General features: G+C 69.4%; 20 protein-coding genes. 12 read left to right on the top strand and 8 right to left on the bottom strand.

Going from position 1 to position 17,529, the window contains the following annotated elements:
- The first annotated feature begins 53 nt into the window (after positions 1-53).
- From ACYBYQ_RS12460 to ACYBYQ_RS12450, 3 genes are read left to right on the top strand one after another with little or no spacing between them, the layout of a single operon-like run.
- Complete coding sequence (locus ACYBYQ_RS12460) at positions 54-911, top strand: ABC transporter permease (RefSeq protein ID WP_459618777.1); 858 nt, start codon at positions 54-56, stop codon at positions 909-911.
- Complete coding sequence (locus ACYBYQ_RS12455) at positions 908-2,581, top strand: ABC transporter ATP-binding protein (protein ID WP_459614501.1); 1,674 nt, start codon at positions 908-910, stop codon at positions 2,579-2,581. Before ACYBYQ_RS12460 ends, ACYBYQ_RS12455 begins: the two co-directional genes overlap by 4 nt.
- A gap of 12 nt (positions 2,582-2,593) precedes the next feature.
- The gene (locus tag ACYBYQ_RS12450; RefSeq protein WP_459614500.1) at positions 2,594-4,051 is read left to right on the top strand and encodes an N-acyl-D-amino-acid deacylase family protein; all 1,458 of its coding nucleotides are present in this window, start codon (positions 2,594-2,596) and stop codon (positions 4,049-4,051) included.
- 89 nt (positions 4,052-4,140) lie between these two features.
- Here the strand turns inward: ACYBYQ_RS12450 and ACYBYQ_RS12445 are convergent, their stop codons facing one another.
- Positions 4,141-4,611: an Hsp20 family protein gene (locus ACYBYQ_RS12445; RefSeq protein ID WP_459614499.1), complete on the bottom strand. Its 471-nt coding sequence runs from the start codon at positions 4,609-4,611 to the stop codon at positions 4,141-4,143.
- A gap of 152 nt (positions 4,612-4,763) precedes the next feature.
- On the opposite strand from ACYBYQ_RS12445, the gene ACYBYQ_RS12440 reads away from it, so the two are divergent.
- Together ACYBYQ_RS12440 and ACYBYQ_RS12435 are read left to right on the top strand one after the other, a co-directional pair.
- Positions 4,764-6,170 (top strand): GntP family permease, encoded by a 1,407-nt coding sequence (locus ACYBYQ_RS12440; RefSeq protein WP_459614498.1) that lies wholly within the window; start codon positions 4,764-4,766, stop codon positions 6,168-6,170.
- 139 nt (positions 6,171-6,309) lie between these two features.
- Positions 6,310-6,537: an alpha-crystallin domain-containing protein gene (locus tag ACYBYQ_RS12435; protein ID WP_459614497.1), complete on the top strand. Its 228-nt coding sequence runs from the start codon at positions 6,310-6,312 to the stop codon at positions 6,535-6,537.
- A gap of 18 nt (positions 6,538-6,555) precedes the next feature.
- Here the strand turns inward: ACYBYQ_RS12435 and ACYBYQ_RS12430 are convergent, their stop codons facing one another.
- A complete protein-coding gene (locus tag ACYBYQ_RS12430; RefSeq protein ID WP_459614496.1) occupies positions 6,556-7,182 on the bottom strand; it encodes a LysE family translocator in 627 nt (208 codons plus the stop codon).
- A gap of 153 nt (positions 7,183-7,335) precedes the next feature.
- Here ACYBYQ_RS12430 and ACYBYQ_RS12425 point away from each other — a divergent pair, with 153 nt between their 5' ends.
- Together ACYBYQ_RS12425 and ACYBYQ_RS12420 are read left to right on the top strand one after the other, a co-directional pair.
- Positions 7,336-7,635 carry a hypothetical protein gene (locus ACYBYQ_RS12425; RefSeq protein ID WP_459614495.1) on the top strand — a complete coding sequence of 100 codons (300 nt, stop codon included), beginning with the start codon at positions 7,336-7,338 and terminating at the stop codon, positions 7,633-7,635.
- A 117-nt stretch (positions 7,636-7,752) separates the two neighbouring features.
- Positions 7,753-7,980 (top strand): hypothetical protein, encoded by a 228-nt coding sequence (locus ACYBYQ_RS12420; protein WP_459614494.1) that lies wholly within the window; start codon positions 7,753-7,755, stop codon positions 7,978-7,980.
- Positions 7,981-8,054: 74 nt separating this feature from the next.
- Here the strand turns inward: ACYBYQ_RS12420 and ACYBYQ_RS12415 are convergent, their stop codons facing one another.
- From ACYBYQ_RS12415 to ACYBYQ_RS12400, 4 genes are all read right to left on the bottom strand, one after another.
- Positions 8,055-9,098, bottom strand: coding sequence for an FUSC family protein (locus ACYBYQ_RS12415; RefSeq protein ID WP_459614493.1), 1,044 nt, complete (start codon positions 9,096-9,098; stop codon positions 8,055-8,057).
- A gap of 11 nt (positions 9,099-9,109) precedes the next feature.
- The gene (locus ACYBYQ_RS12410) at positions 9,110-9,343 is read right to left on the bottom strand and encodes a hypothetical protein (RefSeq protein ID WP_459614492.1); all 234 of its coding nucleotides are present in this window, start codon (positions 9,341-9,343) and stop codon (positions 9,110-9,112) included.
- 92 nt (positions 9,344-9,435) lie between these two features.
- Positions 9,436-10,212, bottom strand: coding sequence for an NRDE family protein (locus tag ACYBYQ_RS12405; RefSeq protein WP_459614491.1), 777 nt, complete (start codon positions 10,210-10,212; stop codon positions 9,436-9,438).
- Positions 10,213-10,217: 5 nt separating this feature from the next.
- Positions 10,218-10,700, bottom strand: a complete 483-nt coding sequence (locus ACYBYQ_RS12400; protein WP_459614490.1) for a YbaK/prolyl-tRNA synthetase associated domain-containing protein — start codon at positions 10,698-10,700, stop codon at positions 10,218-10,220.
- Positions 10,701-10,795: 95 nt separating this feature from the next.
- On the opposite strand from ACYBYQ_RS12400, the gene curA reads away from it, so the two are divergent.
- Both curA and ACYBYQ_RS12390 read left to right on the top strand, forming a co-directional pair.
- On the top strand, positions 10,796-11,851 hold the full coding sequence (gene curA, locus ACYBYQ_RS12395) for an NADPH-dependent curcumin/dihydrocurcumin reductase (protein WP_459614489.1): 1,056 nt from the start codon (positions 10,796-10,798) through the stop codon (positions 11,849-11,851).
- Between the two features lie 23 nt (positions 11,852-11,874).
- Complete coding sequence (locus tag ACYBYQ_RS12390; protein WP_459618776.1) at positions 11,875-12,558, top strand: type 1 glutamine amidotransferase domain-containing protein; 684 nt, start codon at positions 11,875-11,877, stop codon at positions 12,556-12,558.
- Here the strand turns inward: ACYBYQ_RS12390 and ACYBYQ_RS12385 are convergent.
- Entirely contained in the window at positions 12,495-13,445 is a 951-nt protein-coding gene (locus ACYBYQ_RS12385; protein WP_459614488.1) for a LysR substrate-binding domain-containing protein, read from the bottom strand. The genes ACYBYQ_RS12390 and ACYBYQ_RS12385 overlap by 64 nt on opposite strands.
- Before the next feature lie 125 nt (positions 13,446-13,570).
- Between ACYBYQ_RS12385 and ACYBYQ_RS12380 the strand changes: the two genes are divergently transcribed.
- The 3 genes from ACYBYQ_RS12380 (at position 13,571) to ACYBYQ_RS12370 (ending at position 16,601) form a co-directional block, all read left to right on the top strand.
- Complete coding sequence (locus ACYBYQ_RS12380) at positions 13,571-14,713, top strand: CaiB/BaiF CoA transferase family protein (protein WP_459614487.1); 1,143 nt, start codon at positions 13,571-13,573, stop codon at positions 14,711-14,713.
- A gap of 30 nt (positions 14,714-14,743) precedes the next feature.
- Positions 14,744-15,553 (top strand): citryl-CoA lyase, encoded by an 810-nt coding sequence (locus ACYBYQ_RS12375; protein ID WP_459614486.1) that lies wholly within the window; start codon positions 14,744-14,746, stop codon positions 15,551-15,553.
- Positions 15,554-15,614: 61 nt separating this feature from the next.
- The gene (locus ACYBYQ_RS12370) at positions 15,615-16,601 is read left to right on the top strand and encodes a Bug family tripartite tricarboxylate transporter substrate binding protein (RefSeq protein WP_459614485.1); all 987 of its coding nucleotides are present in this window, start codon (positions 15,615-15,617) and stop codon (positions 16,599-16,601) included.
- On the opposite strand, the gene ACYBYQ_RS12365 is transcribed toward ACYBYQ_RS12370, so the two are convergent.
- Positions 16,598-17,497, bottom strand: coding sequence for an alpha/beta fold hydrolase (locus tag ACYBYQ_RS12365; RefSeq protein WP_459614484.1), 900 nt, complete (start codon positions 17,495-17,497; stop codon positions 16,598-16,600). The genes ACYBYQ_RS12370 and ACYBYQ_RS12365 overlap by 4 nt on opposite strands.
- Positions 17,498-17,529: the final 32 nt, after the last annotated feature.

Here is a 17,529-nt window from a genome sequence, read left to right as displayed (position 1 = left end):
CCATGAACATCGACCCCGTCCGCCCCGCGCTGCAGGCCGGCGACCCGGCCGGCATGCCCATGCCGGCCGCGCAGACGCTGGCGACGCAGCTCGGACAGGCGCTAAAGAGCCCGCCGGTGCTGGTGGCGTCCGTGATCTTCAGCGTCGTGGTGCTGCTGTCGGTGCTCGCGCCGGTACTCGGCACCATGGACCCGATCGCCATCGACCCGGCCCGGCGCTTTGCCGGCGTGTCGGCCGAGCACTGGCTGGGCACCGACGCCTTCGGCCGCGACACCTATTCGCGCGTGCTGTACGGCGCACGCGTCTCGCTCATCGTCGGCCTGGGCGCCATGCTCGCCAGCGTCCTGCTGGGGCTGGTGATCGGCGTTATCGCCGGTTATTTCCGCGCTGCCGACGCCATCGTCATGCGGGTGATGGACGGCATCATGGCGATTCCCAGCATCCTGCTGGCCATTGCGCTGGTGTCGCTGACGGGGGGCACGCTGGTCACCGTGCTGGTGGCGATCACGGTGCCCGAGATCCCCCGCGTGGTACGGCTGGTCCGGGGCGTGATACTGAACGTGCGCTCCGAGCCCTACGTCGAGGCCGCCGTGTCGCTGGGCTCGCCGCTGCATCGCCTGCTGCTGCGCCACATGGTGCCCAACACCGTGGCCCCCCTGATCGTGCAGGGCACCTTCATTTTTGCGTCGGCCATCCTCACCGAGGCCACGCTGAGCTTCCTGGGCGCGGGCCTGCCCACCGAGATCCCGTCCTGGGGCAACATGATGGCCGACGGCCGCATGTACTTCCAGCTGAAGCCCGGGCTGGTGCTGTATCCCGGCGTGGTGCTGGCCCTGACGCTGCTCAGCGTCAATGTGCTGGGCGACGTGCTGCGCGACGTGCTCGACCCCAAGATGGCGAGGAGATCATGAGCGAAACATCCATGCAGTCCGGCGCCGCGGCGCAGCCCGTCCTGCGCATCGAGGACCTCTCGGTCGGCCTGGCCGGGCAGCCGGCCCGCAGCGTGGTGCGCGGCGTGAGTTTCGACGTGCGGCCCGGCGAGACCGTCTGCGTGGTGGGCGAATCGGGATCGGGCAAGTCGGTCACGGCGTTCTCGGTGATGGGGCTGCTGCCGCCGGACGACCTGCGATGCACCGGCGGGCGCGTCCTGCTGGATGGCGAAGACGTGCTGCGCGCCAGTCCGGAACGCCTGCGCGAACTGCGCGCCACCCGGATGGCGATGATCTTCCAGGAGCCCATGACCGCCCTCAATCCGGTCGAGACGGTGGGCCGGCAGATCGACGAGGTGTTGTGCATCCATCGCGACTACGACAAGCGCGAGCGCCGGCGCCGGGTACTCGAGATGCTGGCCGCCGTGCACCTGCCCGAGCCGGAGCGCATCTACGACTGTTATCCGCACCAGTTGTCGGGCGGCCAGCGCCAGCGGGTGGTGATCGGCATCGCGCTCATCCTGGAGCCCCGGTTGCTGATCGCCGACGAGCCCACCACCGCCCTGGACGTGACGACCCAGAAGCAGATCCTGGCCCTGATCCGCGAGCTGCAGGAAAAGCACAATACCGCCGTGCTGTTCATCACGCACGATTTCGGCGTGGTGGCCGAGATCGCGGACCGGGTCGCGGTGATGAACCGCGGGCAGGTGGTGGAGGTGGGGGCGCGCCGCCAGATCCTGGCGGCCCCGGCGCAGGACTACACCCGGATGCTGGTGTCTTCCGTGCCCAGCCTGGTGCCCGAGCCGCGCGCCCCGAACCAGGAAGGCGTGGTGCTGGAAGTGGCAGGGCTGCACAAGACTTATGCCGAGCGGCGCTTGTTCGGCCGTTCGCGGGTGGTGGCGGCTGCCGTGGACATAGGCCTGACGCTGCGGCGCGGCGAGATCCTCGGCATCGTGGGCGAGTCGGGATCCGGCAAATCCACCGTCGCGCGCTGCATCGTGCGCCTGCAGGAGCCCAGCTCGGGCAGCATCCGGGTGCACGGCGACGAGATCGCCGGCGTCGGCGGGCGGCGCCTGCGGCCCTTGCGCCAGCGGGTGCAGATCGTGTTCCAGGATCCCTACCGGTCGCTCAATCCGCGCGTCAAGGTCGGCGAATCGATCATCGAGGGCCTGGTCAACTACGGCATGCCGCGCACGCAGGCGCTGGACCGCGCGGGCACGCTGATGGAGCTGGTGGGGCTGGACGCCGGCGTGCTGCAGCGCTACCCGCACCAGTTCTCCGGCGGCCAGCGCCAGCGCATCTGCATCGCGCGGGCGCTGGCGCTGGAGCCCGACATCCTGGTGGCGGACGAGGCCGTCTCGGCGCTCGACGTTTCCGTGCAGGCCCAGGTGCTGTCCTTGCTGGACGACATCCGGGCGCGCACCGGCGTGGCCGTGCTGTTCATCACGCACGATCTGCGCGTGGCGGCGCAGATATGTGATTCCATCATGGTCATGCAGCACGGCCGCATGGTGGAGAGCGGGCCGGCCGCACAGGTCCTGACCGCCCCGCAGCAGCCGTACACCCAGGCGCTGCTCGATGCGGCGCCGGGGCGCGGCTGGGATTTCCGCCATTTCTGCCCGGTGGCCGACGCCGCAGCCGGGCTTTCTTGACGAGGTGCCATCATGCAAGCCACTTATGACGTATTGATCCGCCACGCCGAGATCGTCGACGGCACCGGCGCGATGCGGTTTGACGGCGACATCGGCATCGACGGCGACCGCATCGCCCGCGTGGCCGACCTGAACGGCGCACGCGGGCGCCTGGAGATCGATGCGCGCGGTCTGGTGGCCGCACCCGGCTTCATCGACGCGCATACCCACGACGACCGCGCCATGCTGTCGGGCGGCGACATGGCGGCCAAAGTGAGCCAGGGAGTCACCACGGTGATCGGCGGCAATTGCGGCATTTCGCTGGCGCCGATGACCCAGCCCGCGCCCGCCACCATGACGCCGCCGCTGGACCTGCTGGACAACACCGGCCAATGGTACCGGTATGCGCGCTTCGGCGACTATCTGGATGCCCTGCGCGCCCAGCCCGCGGCTACCAACTGCGCCATGCTGGTGGGCCATTCCACACTGCGCGTGATCACCATGGACGACGTGGCGCGGCCCGCCAGCGCCGCCGAGATCGCCGCCATGCGCGACCACGTGATCGAAGCCATGGAGTCCGGCGCCATCGGCGTATCGACCGGCCTGGCCTACGCCCCGGCCATGGCGGCTCCGGCCGAAGAGGTGATCGACATCTGCCGCCCGCTGGCCGGGTACGGCGGGCTGTACTGCACCCACATGCGCGACGAAGGCGACGACATCATGGCGGCGCTGGAGGAAACCTTCCGCATCGGCCGCGAGCTGGGCGTGCCGGTGGTCATCTCGCACCACAAGCTGGCGGGCGTGAAAAACCATGGGCGCTCGGTGCAGACGCTGCAGCGCATCCGCGAGGCCATGGCGCAGCAGCCGGTGTGCCTGGATTGCTATCCCTATCCGGCATCGTCCACGATCCTCACCCACAAGCAGGCGGCGGGATCGTCGCGCACCATCGTGACGTGGTCCCGGAGCCTGCCGCAGTACGCCGGCCGCGACCTGGCCGACGTCGCGCATGAGATGGACTGCTCGCTGGAAGAGGCGGTCCGCCGCCTGCAGCCGGCCGGGGCGATCTACTTCCGCATGGACGACGCCGACGTGCAGCGCATCCTGCAGTTCGACGAAACCATGATCGGTTCGGACGGGCTGCCGCACGACGAGCAGCCGCACCCGCGCCTGTGGGGCACGTTTCCGCGTGTGCTGGGCCATTATGGGCGCGGCCTGGGTCTGTTTCCGCTGGAGAAGGCGGTGCACAAGATGAGCGGGCTGACCGCCGCGCGATTCGGCCTGGCCGATCGCGGCGTGGTGCGCGAAGGCGCCTATGCCGACCTGGTGCTTTTCGACGCCGGGACGGTGAACGAGCGGGCCACTTTCGAAAGGCCTGTCGCTCCCTCGGCCGGCATCGACACCGTGCTGGTCAACGGCGCAGTGGTCTGGCGCAACGGCAAGCCCAGCGGGGCGCGGCCCGGCCGGGTACTGCGGCGAGAGCCGGAGGCCTGAACTTCCCGTTGCCGTGCGGCAACATCGCCGCGCCAACGCAAAAACGCCGCGCACAGGCATGCCGTGCGCGGCGTTGCGGTCCGGCCGCCTCAGGCGGCGTTGGCCAGCGCGGGCTGCGGATCCTGCGCCATGTTCACGCCGCCGATCGGGATGCGCTTGGGCTTGGCTTCCTCGGGAACGTTCCTGACCAGGTCGATGTGGAGCAGGCCGTTCTCCAGGTGCGCGCCGCGCACTTCGATGTGGTCGGCGAGGCGGAACGACAGCTTGAAGGCGCGCTGCGCGATGCCCTGGTGCAGGTAGGTCACCTTGTCGTCGCCCTTCTCGCGGCGGCCGCCGGTGATGGTGAGCATGCCGCGCTCGACCTGCACGTCCAGGTCCTGGTCGCACAGGCCGGCGGCGGCCACGACGATGCGGTAGTCATCGTCGCCGCGCTTTTCCACGTTGTAGGGCGGATAGGTGCTGCCGGTGTCGTTGCGCAGGGCGAACTCGAACAGATCGTTGAAACGGTCGAAGCCAACGGAGTGGCGGAACAACGGAGCCAGAGAGAAAGCAGTATTCATGTTTCGAACCTCCTGATATTTCAGCAAGCTTCAATAGAGGACCCGGTACGGCATCCCCTGAACCTGATTTCTGGGTGCCCGCCATAATTTCAAGTCCCTGCGCATGCGATGATTCTGTAATCCTTCGCAACCGGAACAGTCAGAGGAGCTCCATGATCCCGAGTACGCTTGCCATTGCCGTTTCGCTGGCGCTGCTGATGTACCTGGCCTACCGCGGCATCACCGTTCTGCTGCTGGCGCCGCTGATGGGCGCGCTGGCGGTGCTGCTGTCCGGCGATGCCGGCTGGCTGCTGCCCATCTATACCAGCACGTTCATGTCGGCCCTGAGCGGCTATGTGCTGCAGTTCCTGCCCATCTTCCTGCTGGGCTCGCTGTTCGGGCAGCTGATGGCCGATTCGGGCGCCGCCAACACCCTGGCGCGCTGGATCGTGCGCAACGTGGGCGAGCGGCGGGCGATCGTCACCGTGGTGCTGGCCTGCGCATTGCTGACGTATGGCGGCGTGTCGCTGTTCGTGGTGGCGTTCGCCATCTATCCCGTTGCGCTGGACCTTTTCAAGGCGGCGCAGATTCCCAAGCGGCTGATTCCGGCAACGATCGCGCTGGGCGCCTTCACTTTCACGATGACGGCGCTGCCGGGCACGCCGGCCATCCAGAACGCGATTCCCATCCCGTATTTCGGGACCAACGTGTTCGCCGCGCCGGGGCTGGGCGTGATGGCGGCGATGGTCATGCTCGGCGGCGGCCTCTGGTGGCTGCAGCGCCGTGCCGCAAGTGCGCGGGCCGCCGGGGAGGGCTTCGGAGAGCATGAGGAAACGGCGCAGGAGCAGGCCGGGCGCGAGGAGGGCGGGCGCTGGTCCGTGATGCCGGTCGCACTGGCCCTGCTGCCCCTGCTGATGGTGGTGGGCATCAATGCGCTGTTCACCTATGCCATTTTCCCGCGCGTCGATTTCTCGTTCCTGGCCGGCCGCTTCCCCCAGGTGGAGCCGGGGAAGATCGTGGGCCTCTGGTCGCTCATCATTGCCCTGGCGGCAGCGTGCGCGACGCTGGTGCTGGTGCGCCTGGGACGCTGGTCCGACCTCAAGGACACGGTCAACAAGGGCGTGTTCGGTTTCATGCTGCCCCTGTTCAATACGGCGTCCGAGGTCGGCTATGGGGCGGTCATCGCGGGGCTGGCGGGGTTCGCCATCATCCGCGATGCGGTGCTGAACCTGACGCCCGGCAACCCGCTGATCTCCGAAGCGGTCGCGATGAACGTACTGGCCGGGATCACGGGGTCCTCGTCGGGCGGGCTGAGCATCGCGCTGCAGACCCTGGGCGGCGATTACCTGCGCATGGCGCAGGAGGCGGGGATCAGCCCCGAATTGATGCACCGCGTGGCGGTCATGGCGGCCGGCGGCATGGACACCCTGCCGCATTGCGGCGCGATCATCACCTTGCTGGCGATCTGCAAGCTGAACCATCGCCAGTCGTACGGGGACATCGCTGCGGTCACGATCCTGGTTCCGCTGCCGGCGCTGGCCCTGGTGATCACGCTCGGAACGCTGTTCGGCAGCTTCTAGCGGGCGCGGCAGGCTGGCCGCGCCGGCCGCCTCCCCCGTTGGCACCCCTCTGGCCGCTCGTTGGGGGACAGGTTCTGTATCGATGCTGAAATGCGCGTGCATTATTCTGGGCCGGCCAACCAACAGGAGGGCAAGGGCAATGGACCAGAATTTGCGTATCAGCGGGCATGTGGACTGGGAGCAGGACGAACGGAACGGCTTGTGGCGCTTCATCCTGCGGTTCGAGAGGTCGGATGGTTCCGTGGTGAGGCAGATCCGGCAGAAGTACGGATTCGCCAGCATAGAAGACGGCCAGGGGCCGGCCGAGGAGGCGCTGCGCAAGCAGGGCGCGCGCATCCAGCTCGAACTCGAGCACCGGGCGCAATAGTGCAGCCGCTGCCGGCGGCTACGTACGCCTCAGGGCCAGCAACCCGGCGCCGAACGCCACGAACAGGCTGCCCACCGTGCGGTCCAGCCAGCGGATCACGCGCGGCCGCACGAGCGCCCCGCGTGCCCGGTAGGCCAGCAGCGCATAGCCGTGCAGCGAAATCAGGGACAGTGCACAGAATATGCCGGTGAGCACGAGGAACTGCGGCCATGGCGGCTCGTCGGCCGCGAGGAACTGGGGGAAGAGCGCGCCGAAGAACAGGATGGGCTTGGGGTTGGTGATGGCCAGCGTGCAGGCCTCGCGCCAGTAGAGCCAGCCCGGCCGCGCCGGCTGGATTTCTTCCCGGGCAGGCGGCAGCATGCCGCGACCCCGCAGGTGCCTGAAGCCCAAATAGAACAAGTAGGCCGCGCCCACGATCTTGACACCGAGAAACAGCGCTGCCGAAGTCTGCAGCAGCACGCTCAGCCCCAGCATGGAGGCAGCCGAGAGACAGAACAGGCCGGTCACGTTGCCCAGCGCGCCGTAGAAAACATGGCGGAAATTGCCGCTCAGCCCGTTGCGGATGGCCAGCATGGTGGCGGGGCCGGGGCTGACGACCGAAGCGGCGGCCACCAGCGTGTAGGTGAGGATCAGCGGCGTGGACATGGCCTTTCCCGGGATGTGATCAGGCCCGATGATATGCCGGAATACCCCGTGCGAACCACGGTGATCTCTGCAGATCCTTACACATGTAGCGGCCTGTCATGGGCAGCCCCGCCTAAGATGCTGCCATTCCTGATTTCGTATCGAGCAGACATCATGAAAATCCGACTGATTGTGTTCCTGGGCATGGCCGCCATGGCAGCAGCCCCCGTCATGGCCGACCCCTGGAAGGACGAGTCCGGCCACGGCGGCTATCGCGGTGGCCACAAGCGTGGCGATTACAAGGAAGAATATTGGGAGGGCGGCTGCAAGGTGGAGCGCAAGTGGAAGGGTAACGGCGAGTACAAGGAAGAGCGCAAGTGCAAGCCGGCCGGCTATGCGCCCGTCGTCGTGCCCGCGCCGGTCTATCCCGTCCAGCCGGGCGTGGTGATCACCGGGACGGCGGTGATCCGCTGACACAGGCCGCGCGGCCGCGGGACGCCGAAGCGGACCGTTGCCGCCTTGCACGTTCTGTAGCCTCGCGCGCCGGGCTCCCCGCTAGTATTGTTCCCAGGACGATACGGAGGCTGAGCGATGGCAGAATTCCGCAGTATCCAGGACGTGCAGCGATGGGTCGGCCAGTACGGCGAAGATGCGTTGCAGGAGAACCTGACGGTCGGACGCTACGACGAGACGGACGAGCGCTGGGTCCGCGCCTGGATGCGCCGGCGGCACGGCAAGCCATCGCCGCACTGGATCCGGGTGGCGTTGGGAATCTGCATTGCCGTGATCGTCGTCGGGCTGGTGCTGGCCTATTGGTAGCCCGTTGAGACCTGCGCCGGCGCAGTCGGTAATGTTGCGCCCGGACGCGGTGCTTCCCGGCAACGTCGGCGCGCTTACCGGGCGGGCAGGCTTTGCTGCAGGAAGCGCGTCTCGCGCAGCATGACTTCCCAGGCCCAGCGGGCCAACTGCAGCGCCTGGCGGTCGGTGCCGTCCAGTTCGGCCCGGGCGGCCCGTTCGAATGCCTCGCGGCACGCCGACGCTGCGGCCAGCTCGGCGTCGTCGCCCCGCTCCCGGCGTATGCAGTCGGCAAGCCGGCTCGTGTCCTCGCGGAACGCCCGGGCGATGCACTCGAGCGATTCGGCCATGGCCTGGCAGGCAGGGGCCGACAGGGGCTGCGAGGTGGCATGATCGAGGATGGGCAGCACGCGCCACAGGCTGTCGACCCGCTCCTGCAGCGCGCGCGCGGCGCGCACGCGGTGCAGGCGGCGCAGGGGCCCCACGCGCGCCTGCATGAGGACGCGGCGGGCAGACTCGGAGGCGGGCTCCATGGTGGAGTAGTCGGTCTCGCGCGGTTTGGCGTGATGGTCGATGAAGGTCGCGAGGCACTGTTCCGCGACCTCGCCCAGCGACTCCAGCGAGTCAGCCAGGTTGGCCCGCGCAAGGCGGCGGGCCGAGAGCGGAAATATCGCCAGGCCGGCGGCCGCGCCGGCCGTCGACCCTACGGCAATGGCGCAGATCTTGTCCCAGGCGCCGTCCAGGATGTCAGGGTCGGGTTCCACCGTGAGCATGGCCACGGTGACCAGGCCGTAGCTCAGGATGGGCCAGCGCGTGGCAATCGCGCTCATCAGGCCGATGCCCACGCTCAGCACCATGACCGCCGGCCACCCGTTGCGGTGCAGCAGGGCGAGCACCACGCCGATGGCCACGCCGACCAGCGCCCCAAGTATCCGCGCACCGGCCTCGCCCACTGTGCCTTCCATGCTGGCGCGCACCACGAAGAGCGCCGAGAAGGCGGCCCAGCCCTGTTCCGGCAGCGCCAGCAGGCGCATGGCGAAATAGGCGCACAGCACCGCGGCGATGGTCTGCAGCGGCACGCGCAGGGATTCGCGTACGGGCGCGCGTACCTGCCCGGAGCGCAGGCGGGTGAGCCACGACATGACGGTGCAGCTCAGCCCTGCGGGCCGTCGCTGCCCAGTGCCGCAGCGAGGGCCAGGTAGCGCTTGAAGTCGGGTTCGGCCACAGGGCAGGTGACGGGGCTGCCGTGGATGTCGTGCTCCTGTTCGGCATGCGGGTCGTCGGTGTAGGCCACGTCGTGGCCGTCGGCCTGCATCATCTCGGCGAGGCGTTCGACCTGGGCTTCGGTGGGCAGGCCGGTATTGGCGGTACTGAGCAGATAAGGCATTGGGATCTCCGGCGCATCGGGGGTGGCTCGGCCACCCGTCATGTCGGAGAGCAATCGCCATGCCCGCTGCGCCGAGCAGCCGGCGCAGCGGCTCAGGCGGGCTGCCAGCGGAATTGCAGCTCGGTGTCGCCGATGGGTCGGCCGGCCGGATCGAAGCGCCGCTCGTGCAGTTCGCCTTTGCCGTCGGCATGCAGCGCGAGGAGGGTGGAGGCGCGCGTGCCGTAGTCCGGGCTCACGATGAACGGGCTGCTCAGCAGCCGTTCGCGCGCGAGCCCCACGCCGGTGTCCGGCAGCTCGGCGTCGTCCGCAGGCCGGGAGTCTGCCAGGGCGGCGTACAGGCCGGCGAGGTCTGGCTGGCGGCCCGCGCCGTCGATGAGGCGCGCGAAGGCGGCCTTGGTGCGGGCCAGCTTGGGCCAGGGCGTGTCCAGCAGATGGTTGGACAGGGCGTAGATGCCGGCGGGCAGCTCGCGCGGGGCGGCGCCGCGATTGCTGGCGTACCAGGCTGTGCCGCCATTGCCCACGATCAGGTTGAAGCCGTTGTAGCGCGCGCCCTCGGCATGCAGCGCCGCGAGGTATTCGGCAGGCGTGGCGGTGCCGCGCAGATAGCGCTCGACCAGCGCGCCGCGCGAGGGCGCGCCGGGCAGCACGTGGGCGGGATCGCGGAAGTTCGTGACGACGGCAAAGCGGCCGGTGTCGGTCACGCCCATCCAGGTGCCGCCGGCCTGCAGGTCGCGGCCGGCGTAGAGGACGGGGCTGCCGGGCCAGGCCGCGGCCGGCGCCGCAGGGCGGGCGTGGAACTCGTCGCGGTTGGCCGCGATCAGCACCGGAATGCCGGGCACGCGATGCAGGGCGAGGACGGCGAGGCACATGGCGGTCAGTCGCGCACGATGGGAGCCAGCTGCGGCCCGGCCACGCGGAAATAGTCGTCCGCCCGCATGAGGATGGAAGCGTCGAGCCGTCCCGCGTTGAATACGATCTCGTCGTGGCGGGTACGCAGCGTCGGGTCGACCAGCAGCGCCAGTTCGGGGTTGAAGCTGAAGGGAGGGATGGCCCCGATCTCGCAGCCCGTGAGCGCGCGCGCCACCTCGTGCGGCACCAGCGAGGCCTTCTTGCCGCCGGCGGCCGCGGCGATGGCCTCCAGGTCGGCCTGCCTGTCGGCAGGGAACACGGCCAGCACGTGGCGGCGCTGGTTGGACGTGATCTTGATGCGGCACACCAGGGCCTTGGCGCCCTGGCTGACGGCAGTGCCGCGGATGGCGGCCACTTCCACCGAACGGCCTGCCGCGGGATGCTCGAGCAGGCGATAGGAGACGTGATGCGTGTCGAGCAGGTGCTGCAGCTGGTCGAAGACGGTCATGGGATTCGGCTACGGTAGGGATGCCGGCATGATAGCGCCGCCGGCGGCGGCCGTAGTAGAGTGGACCCATTGTCCGTACGCCCGAGGAGAATCCCATGCCCGAGACCCAGCGCGCCGATGTGAACCGGCGCATCGTGCTGGCCGCCCGCCCCGTGGGCGAGCCCAAGGACAGCGATTTCCGCCTGGAGACCGGCCCCGTGCCGCAACCCGCCGACGGCCAGGTGCTGCTGCGCACGGTGTACCTTTCGCTCGATCCCTACATGCGCGGACGCATGAGCGACGCACGCTCCTATGCGCCATCGGTGGCGCTGGGGGAAACCATGGTGGGCGGCACCGTCTGCCGCGTGGCGGCATCGCGCCATCCCGACTACGCCGAGGGCGACTGGGTGCTCGCGCAATCCGGCTGGCAGGACTACGCCGTGTCCGACGGCACCGGACTGCTGCCGCTGGGCCGCGATCCCGCCCATCCTTCCTGGGCCCTGGGCGTGCTGGGCATGCCGGGCTTCACGGCCTACATGGGCCTGCTCGACATCGGGCGGCCGCAGGCAGGCGAAACCGTGGTGGTGGCCGCAGCCACCGGCGCGGTGGGCGCGGTGGTTGGGCAGATCGCCAGGCTCAAAGGCTGCCGCGTGGTGGGTATCGCCGGCGGCGCCGACAAGTGCCGCTATGCGGTGCAGGAGCTCGGCTTCGACGCCTGCCTGGACCACCGCGCGGACGATCTCGCGCAGCGGCTGGCCGAGGTGGCGCCGGACGGCATCGACGTGTATTTCGAGAACGTGGGCGGCAAGGTGTTCCAGGCGGTGCTGCCGCTGCTGAACCCGCGCGCCCGCGTGCCGGTGTGCGGCCTGGTGGCCGACTACAACGCCACGGGCCTGCCCGAGGGGCCCGACAGGGTGCCGCAGCTGATGCGCACCGTCCTGTCGCGCCGCATCCACATGCAGGGCTTCATCATCTTCCTCGACTACGGCCACCGCTACGACGAGTTCCGCACCGCCATGACGGCGTGGGTGGACGAGGGCCGCATCAAGTACCGCGAGGACGTGGTGGAGGGCCTGTCGCAGGCGCCGCGCGGCCTCATCGGCCTGCTGCGCGGCGAGAACGCCGGCAAGCGCGTCGTGCGCGTAGGCCACGACACAGGGGTGGCGGCATGAATACGCAGAAGCAGGCGGACAGCATGAAGATACTGATGGTCCTGACTTCCCACGCCGTGCTCGGCGACACAGGTCACCCGACGGGTTTCTGGCTCGAGGAGTTCGCTGCGCCGTATTACGTCTTTCTGGACGCGGGCGCCGAGATCACGCTGGCTTCGGTGCAGGGCGGCCAGCCGCCGGTGGATCCCCGCAGCGAGGCGCCCGAGGCCCAGACCGACGCCACCGCGAGGCTGCGCGGCGATGCGCAGGCCCAGGCCAGGCTGGCGGCCACCGTGCCGCTGGCCCGCGTGAGCGCGGCCGACTACGACGCCGTGTTCTATCCGGGCGGGCATGGTCCGCTCTGGGACCTGGCCGGGAACACGGCCAGCATCGCCCTGATCGAGGCCATGCTGGCCGCCGGCAAGCCGGTGGCAGCGGTGTGCCATGCGCCCGGCGTGCTGCGCGATGCCAGGTCTGCGACTGGCGAGCCGCTGGTGGCGGGCCGCCGCGTCACCGGCTTCAGCAACAGCGAGGAGGCCGCCATCGGCCTGAGCGAGGTGGTGCCTTTCCTGGTGGAGGACGCGCTGCGCCGCCTGGGCGGCCGCTACGAGCGTGCCGAGGACTGGCAGCCGCACGTGGCCAGCGACGGCCTGCTGGTGACGGGTCAGAATCCGGCTTCCTCGGCGCCGGCCGCGCGGGCCCTGCTGGCCTGCCTGGTCGGGGGCTGACGCGGGCGGCCGCTGGTGGCCTGCTTGCGCAACAGCGCGGCAAAGGCGCGGCTGGCCCGGCCCAGCGGCCGGGCCGCGTTGAACAGCAACCCCGGCGTGCGCATCGGCGTGGGGCTTTCCATCGGGATCATGCGCAGCGTGGAGCCGACCGTCATGGCGCTGGCCGCAACGATGGCGCCGATGCGCGTTCGGGCCACCACCCCCAGCATGGCGGCGATGGCGTTCATTTCGGCCACCACATTGGGTTGCGCCCCTGCCGCGCGGAAGCATTCGTCGAGCAGGCGGCGCGTGGAGTAGCTGGCCGGAAGCAATATCAGCGGCTCGCGATGCAGTTCGATCATGCGGATGCGCCGCCGTGCCGCCAGGGGATGGGAGGGGGCGACGGCCAGCACCAGTTCCTCGTTGTACAAGGGCTCGAATTGCAGGCGGCCGGGCGCGTCGGGCCTGTAGGCCACGCCGAAATCCAGCTCTCCTTCTTCGAGACGGGCCGCGATGACGTCTGCGGCGAGTTCTTCCACCACCACCTTCACCGTGCCGTTCTGCTCGAGAAAGCGCGCGGCCGCGTCCGGGATGAAGCCCTGGTTGAAGGTGTGGGTGGTGCCGATGCGCACCACGCCCGTGATGGCTGCCGTGCCTTGCTTCAGCTCCCCGAGCCCCTGGTCGATTTCGCGCAGCGCGCGCGCCGCATAGGCCTGGAACGACAGGCCGGCTTCGGTGAGCGCGACGCGCCTGCCGCTGCGGTCGAACAGGCGCTGTCCGATCTCTTCCTCGAGCTGCCGTATCTGGTGGGACAGCGTGGACTGGGTGACGTGCACGCGTTCCGCCGCCCGTGTGAAATTGAGCGAGCCCGCCAGCGCGAGGAAGTAGCGCAGGTGCCGCAGTTCCATGCCGTTTGCCCTCCGCGCTTTCCATCGATGCTGTCAATGATAAATGACGAAATTAATCATTTCCATCTTTTGTCAGCGCCGAATAGCCTTGTTCCCCGTTGTGGATTCATCGCGAGGGAGCGTGCATGGCAAAAGTACTGGACGGCATCACGGTCATCGAGCAGGGCACGTTCATCACCGGGCCGGCGGCCGGGATGCTGCTTGCCGACCTGGGCGCCGACGTCATCAAGGTCGAGCAGCCCGGCACGGGCGACCCGTTCCGCGCCTTCCAGGGCGGGCTCTACAGTCCGCACTACCAGACCTACAACCGCAACAAGCGCAGCATAGAGCTCGACACCAAGTCGCCCGCCGACCTCGAGTTGTTCGACGCGCTGGTGCGCGACGCCGACGTCTACATCCAGAACTTCCGCCCGGGTGCGGCCGGGCGGCTGGGAGCAGGGGAGCAGCGCCTGCGGGAACTCAACCCGCGGCTCGTCTATTGCGCCATCAGCGGCTTCGGGCAGACTGGGCCTGCCGCGGCGCGGCCGGCCTACGATACGGTGGCGCAGGCTGCCAGCGGCTTCCTGAACCTGCTGGTCAATCCCGAAAACCCGCGGGTCGTGGGGCCGGCGATCGCCGATGCGCTCACCGGCTTCTATGCGGCTTACGGGATCCTGGGCGCGCTGGTCGAGCGTGCGCGCACGGGCCTGGGACGCACGGTGGAGGTGTCGATGTTCGAGGCCATGTGCCACTTCAACCTGGATGCCTTCACCCACTTCTTCTCGCAGGGCGAAATCATGGGCCCGTACAGCCGGCCGCGCGTCTCGCAGTCGTACGTGCTGGCCTGCGCCGACGGCAAGTGGCTGGCGCTGCACATGTCTTCGCCCGAGAAGTTCTGGCGCGGCCTGGCAAGGGCCATGGAGAGGCCGGACATCTTCGACGATCCGCGCTTCGCGACGCGGGAGGGCCGGATCGCCAACCAGGAGGCCCTGATCGATCTGCTGGGCGGCATATTCGCCGGCCGCACGCGCGCGGACTGGTGCGCCAGGCTGCAGGCCGAGGACGTGCCGCACGCGCCCATGTACGACACCCGCGAGGTGCTGGAGGACCCGCAGGCCCGGCACCTGGGCCTGGAGATCGAAGGCGAGCATCCCGCGCTGGGCAAGTGGCGCACGGTGCGCTCGCCGGTCAGTTTCGATGGCGTGCGGCCCACCCAGGTGCGCCCGCCTCCCGTACTGGGCGAACACAACGAGGAGATCAGGTCGTCGCTGGGCAAGCCGGCGGCCTGACGCGCAGCGCTTCAATCGAGGAGTTCCACCATGAAGATCGGCAAGCAAACCGTGCCGCGTACGTCCATCTGCACATCCGATGAACACACCATCGTCGTGCGCGGCGCGGACCTGTGCCAGGACCTGATAGGCAAGGTCTCGTTCAGCGACTACTTCCACCTGCTGGTCACGGGGCGGCGTCCCGCGCCCGCCGCGAGCGCGGTCCTGGACGCGACACTGGTCGCGATCGCCGAGCACGGCCTCGTGCCCAGCGTGCAGGCCAGCCGCATGACGCTGGCCGCCGCGCCCGATGCGCTGCAGGGCGCCGTGGCGGCCGGCATCCTCGGATGCGGCTCGGTGATCCTGGGCGCATCGGAAAATGCCGGGCGCATGCTGCACGAGATCCACCTGCGCGCCGGCGAACAGGGCGACGCGGAAGAAGCGGCGCGCGCCGTGCTGGCCGAATACCGCGCCGCGCGCCGCGCCATCCCCGGCTATGGGCATCCCCTGCACAAAGACCGCGACCCCCGTGTGGCGCGGCTGTTCGCCGTGGCGCGCGACAGTGGCGCCGACATGCGCTATGTGGACATCGCCGAGGTGGTGGAGCGGGCCATCCCCGACGTGGTGGGCAAGGACCTGCGCCTGAACGTGTCGGCCGCCATTCCGGCGGTGCTGCTGGGCGTGGGATTCCCGCTGGCGGCGCTGCGGGGCGTGCCCATCCTGGCGCGCACCGCGGGGCTCATCGCCCATCTCAACGAAGAGCTGCAGTCGCCCATCGGCTTCGCGCTGTCGTACCAGGCCAGCCGCGACGTGCAGTATGAAGGCGAAGTGCCGGAAGGGTTCGGGACACCCCCTCGATAACGGCCGTATTGCTGTCCCGCATTTCAAACACATACACAGAACCAAAAGCGAGGAGACAACGATGAAACTGCCACGATCCATTGCGCGCCGGACCCTGCTCGGCCTGGTCCTGGCCTCGGCCGGCCTGGGCTGGACCGCAGGCGCACGGGCGGCCGACTTTCCGACCCGCCCCGTGACGATGGTGGTGCCGTTCGGGCCGGGCACCACCACGGACACGATTGCGCGCATCGTGGCCGAGGCCATGGGGCGCCGCCTGGGCCAGCAGGTGATCGTGGAGAACCGGGCGGGCGCCGGGGGCACCATCGGCACCGGCCAGGTGGCGCGTGCCGCGGCCGACGGCTACACCGTGGTGATGGGAACCGTGGGCACGCATGCCATCAACGAGTCGCTCTACAAGAATCCGGGCTATGACCCCATGAAGGACTTCGCTGCGGTGGCGTTCGTCGGCCAGACGCCGACCTTCCTGGTGGCGGGCGCCGGCGGGCCGGACACGCTGGCGCAGCTTGCCGACATGGCCGCCAAGCCGCCGGGCGTGGCGTTCGCCTCGGCCGGCAGCGGCACCTCGGGGCATCTCGCGGGCGAGCTGCTCAAGGCGCGCGTGGGCGGCGAAATGATGCACGTGCCCTACAAGGAAGGCGCCATGGCGATGTCCGACGTGATGTCGGGGCAGACCCAATTCATGTTCTATCACCCGGCAGCGGTGCTGCCCCATGTGAAGGCCGGCAAGCTCAAGGCGCTGGGCGTCTCCAGCGCCCGCCGCAGCATTGCCGCTCCCGAGGTGCCCACCATTGCCGAGCAGACGGGCAGCGACTTCGACCTGGTGGCCTGGTTCATGTTGTACGCGCCCGCGGCCACCCCCGACGCCGCGCTCGCGACACTGCGCGAGGCCGCCACCGGGGCGCTGGCCGACGGCGAGGTGGCGGCCAAGCTGCTGGGCCAGGGTGTCGAGCCCGGCGGCGAGAACACCCGGGACCTGGCGCGCTTCGAGCAGTCCGAGATCGACAAGTGGGCCGACCTGGTGGAGAAGTCCGGGGCGCGGGTGAACTAAGGCATGTCAACGAGGGCCAGCAGCTCCGCGTTGAAGCGCTGCGGGTCTTCGTAGAAGCAGGCGTGGCCGATGCCCGGGTAGAGAGAGAGCAGGGCCTGCGGGATCAGGCTGGCGGTGTGCCGGCTCATGGCCACGGCCGAGATCTGGTCGAGCTCGCCGTGGCTCACCAGCACGGGCTTGCGCACCCGCCGCAGGACGGCGTCGTAGTCGGCGGGCCGCCCGCCCAGGTAGCGGCGCACCGCGGGCGGCGTCTGCCTGTTGAAGCGGACCATCTGCGCCATGGCCTCGGGCGTGGGCTGGCGTTCGAAGCAGGCCCGCAGGAATGGCTCGATGGCGGCGTCCGCTACGGCGGGATCTTCCGACGCGAGGGGGCGCATCAGCGCCGCCGAACGGCCCAGGGTGCCGGGGGCGGAGGTGGACGTGGCCGACACATAATCGATGCCGGCGATCGCGGCGTCGCCGTACACGCAGAGGTAGTCGTTGATCACCCGGCCCGCATAGGACCAGCCGACCAGACAGGGGGGGGTCCGGCAGGTGGCGCGTATCACCGAGGCCAGGTCGTCGGCCCATCGGCGCGGATCGCGGTAGGCCTCGGCCGTCATGGGCTTGCCTGATTCGCCGTGGCCGCGCAGGTCGAAGGCCACCATGTGCAGGGCCTGCCGCAGGCCAGGATCGTCCAGTTGCCGGACCCAGCTCGCGTGGCTTTGGGAGTAGCCATGTATGAAGATCACGCTGCGGGCCGATGGGTTGCCCGTTTCGTATACCGCAAGCTCGACTGCGTCGCTGGCCGACGAACGCACCTTGCGCAGCGTCGTTGCGCCGGCCCTGGCCAGGCCCGGCGCGGCGGCGATCGCGGCCAGCGTGCCGGCGGCGCGCAGCAGCGTGCGGCGGTTCATGCGGGGCAGTGTCTCCTGCCGGCGCCCATGTG

Source organism: Bordetella sp. 2513F2 (assembly GCF_054642735.1).
This window is presented reverse-complemented; position numbering and strand designations above follow the sequence as displayed.